The 3,278-nt window shown below is 45.3% G+C and carries 3 protein-coding genes; all 3 read right to left on the bottom strand.

The annotated features are described in order from the left end of the window. A partial coding sequence (locus tag WEIDD23_RS05830; protein WP_062358833.1) for a peptide ABC transporter substrate-binding protein occupies positions 1–1,421 on the bottom strand: 1,421 nt, incomplete at its 3' end. Between the two features lie 300 nt (positions 1,422–1,721). Continuing rightward, on the bottom strand, positions 1,722–2,624 hold the full coding sequence (locus WEIDD23_RS05825; protein ID WP_062358832.1) for an NADP-dependent oxidoreductase: 903 nt from the start codon (positions 2,622–2,624) through the stop codon (positions 1,722–1,724). Between the two features lie 206 nt (positions 2,625–2,830). After that, positions 2,831–3,278: hypothetical protein (locus WEIDD23_RS05820; protein ID WP_207644207.1), on the bottom strand; the 448-nt coding region annotated here is incomplete at its 5' end.

Genomic DNA, 3,278 nt, shown 5'->3' with positions numbered 1-3,278 from the left:
AATAATTTGTCATAAGCCGCATTTTGGTATTTCACAATATTCAGCCCTGAGGTTGTGGTAAATAAATTCAAAAAGCTCATTGGATCACCATAATCGCCACCCCATGACGTCAACACCATATCGTAGTTTTGTGATAACTGCGCTTTTACACGGGCTGCCTTGGGCTCAGACTTTATCGTCACTTTTAATGCTGGTAACTGGGTTGTTAATTGTGATTGGATATATTGCGCTTCCTTCTTCGACTGATCATCGTCGTCGGAAAGCAAGGTCAACTTAAGTTGTTGACCGGCCAATTCTTTTTGCGCCGTTCTAAAGAACTTTTGCGCTTGTTTCGCTGAAACCGTATTTTGTGACAGTGATGCGTCCTTGGCAAAATCACGCGCCGTTTTAGGATTACGGGCAACGCCATCCGGGGTAAACGTCTGGCCTTGTCGCTCAGAACCAGTCAAAACGCGTTTACTTAATTCAGTGCGATTAATGCTTAGTTGTAACGCCTTGCGTAAGGCCCGGTTTTGTAGCAACTTATTCTGCTGATTCAAGCCAATGAAATCCGTGCGGCCTGTTTTGATAACCTGAAAATCTGCTTTGTGTTGACTGGCTCGCACTTGATCAGCCCCCAAGACTGTATAATCAACATCCCCAGCTTGATATAAGTTATAGCCGGTTGTTGTATCCTTTATCGTGCGAATGGTAATTTTCTGCGTGCGAACTTGTTTTTGGTCAACATAGTGATCATTTTTCGTTAGGGCGTAGGTCGTGTTCGACCCATTCCATTGCTGCAGGACAAATGGCCCATTAGAGATCGAATTGGCGGCTGACGTGCCATATTTAGCCCCCACCCTATCTTCAAAGGCTTTGTTTTGTGGAAAAAAAGCGGTACTTGTCAGAATACTGGGCAATGCTGGCATTGGATGATCGAGTTGTAACTGTAGCGTGTCCTCGTTCAACGCCTTAACACCCAACGATGCAAAATCTTGACTTGCCCCAGTAACTAATGCATTCGCGCCATGAATATTTTTTGCAATTGTGGCACTATTTGAAGCGTTACGGGGATTAACGGTTTGCTGAAACCCATATACATAATCCGCCGCCGTTAACTTAGCACCATTCGACCAACGTAACCCCGCTTTCAATTTAAACGTGACTGTTCGGCCATCCGCCGATGTCACCACTGACTTAGCATCCGCCAAAACTGGTTTCCCTGCCTTATCGTAACGATATAACCCCTGCCCAATTTGCGTCACAATGTCCGCTGCGGTCGCATCGTTGGCAGCCGACGGATTAGTCGTCGTTAACGGCGCACTCACCGTCCAGTTAACTGGTTGACCAACTTTCGTAGCCATTGCTTCACGCGCCGTTGCGCCAATCAAAAGTACTGGCGTTAATGCCAACAGCCCTACGTTACGTCTTAGTTTCATCATGTCTTCATCCTCTGTGATTGCAAATAAAAAACGGCCTAACGATGTTCATCAACATCGTTAAAGCCGTTCAACACATTTCTCGTATTATCCCGGCTAGCTATCAATCGATCAATTCGATAGCCAGCCGCACAAAAAGCCAACTATCGCCGGCGCCACCACGCGATAGTTGAGAAAGCAGTGAATGAAATTGTCATGTTTGCAGTTGTCATGTGCACTGCCTCCTTTTTGTGTATGTGTCATACTTTAAATCACTGAGATTAAAAAATCAATAGTTTGATTAGAATTATCTAATTTTAAAATCTAATCTGTGAACACAAGCTTACCGTGTAATCCACCAGCCTTAATTTTGGCGTACGCGATTCTGACGTTTTCCGCATTTAAAGGCAACGTACTGTCAATAACCGTTCGCAAGGTGCCGTCTGCCAACTTACTAAATAGGACCTGCAGGTTAGCCCCCTCTGGCTTATTAATCAAGCGTACAAAACGGGAATCATCAGATTGGCGAGCCACAACAGATGCCAACTTACCACTTGGCTTCAAAATTTTGTATGAATCGGCCAACACCTGATCTGCTCCCACCGTATCAAGAACGCCATCAAAATCGTGTAAACTCGTCGTGAAATCATCTGCCCGATAATCAAACACCTGCACGTTTGGGAACTGTTGCCGTAACATTTCAGCGCCCCAACCAGAAGCGGTTGTCGCTACTTCAGCACCAGCGGCGATGGCCAATTGTACGGCCACGTAACCCACCGCCCCAGAACCACCATGAATCAAAACCTTCTGGCCGGCAGATACGTTAAGGCCACGATTAATGGCTTGTAAGGCTGTCTGACCACCCAAAACGACGGAAGCTGCGTCAACGTAACTCACGTTTGCAGGAATGATGGCTGCAAAATGTGTGGGGACAGCGACCTGTTCGGCGTAGTTAGCGCCACCCCGAACTTGGGCGGCAATGCGATCACCAACTTTGAAATCGGTCACCGCTTCACCAACGGCAATCACTTCTCCGGCCACCGTTGAGCCAAGGATAAGTGGTGTTTCACTTCCCAGCATGCCCGCCGCGATTTTATAATCCACTGGATCAACCGCCTGCGCGTGAGCTTGAACAAGCAATTCATCCCGACCAATTGTTGGTGCTGGTACCTCATCATCAGTCAAAGAATCCAAATTATCAATTTCATGTAAAACAACTGCCTTCATCACAGTTATCCTCCTCGTACTTCCAGTATGTACATTAGTTATACCACTTTATCCGTTAGCTCTGGCTAGCAAAATCCGGACTAAGTTAACCTCCCGCCCGCATAACAATCCTTAATAAAAGGACCAACCAGCACATGATAACTATGCGAGTCGGTCCTTTGCATTTATCGTTTCACATGCCTTTTCTCCAAGATAGCCCTGGTCAGTTACTTTTTTACTAGTTTAATCCCGCGCAGCGTAATGGTATCTTTCGTCAAACGGGCAAACCCCACTCTGCCACCAAAAATATATTCGCCTAATAACTGCCTGACGAATTGAGAAGTAATGATTTCATCCGTCATATCTGTATTCGTATCTGGCATATTCTCAACAAACGATACTTGTTCTGGTTGATTACTGTCAGGCACATAAGTCAACACTAACTTAAGATCAGACCTAAAGAGTGACTGATTGTTGCCATCAGTCGTAGATGACGATACTGGTCCTTTGACAATTTGAAGTGCAACGCTCTGTATATTTGGATACTGAACATCCGCATAAGTTATTTTAGGTAATAACTTTTCAAAACTACTATACCAATCCGTATTTTGGTGTGCGTCTAATACATCTGATTTCACCTGTTGCCGCATTTCCTCATTTGACTTCAACATTTTC

The organism is Weissella sp. DD23, from assembly GCF_001579105.1.
Classification (GTDB): Bacteria; Bacillota; Bacilli; order Lactobacillales; family Lactobacillaceae; genus Weissella; species Weissella cibaria.
The sequence above is the reverse complement of the archived record's forward strand: the minus strand, read 5'-3'. Positions and strand labels throughout refer to the sequence as shown.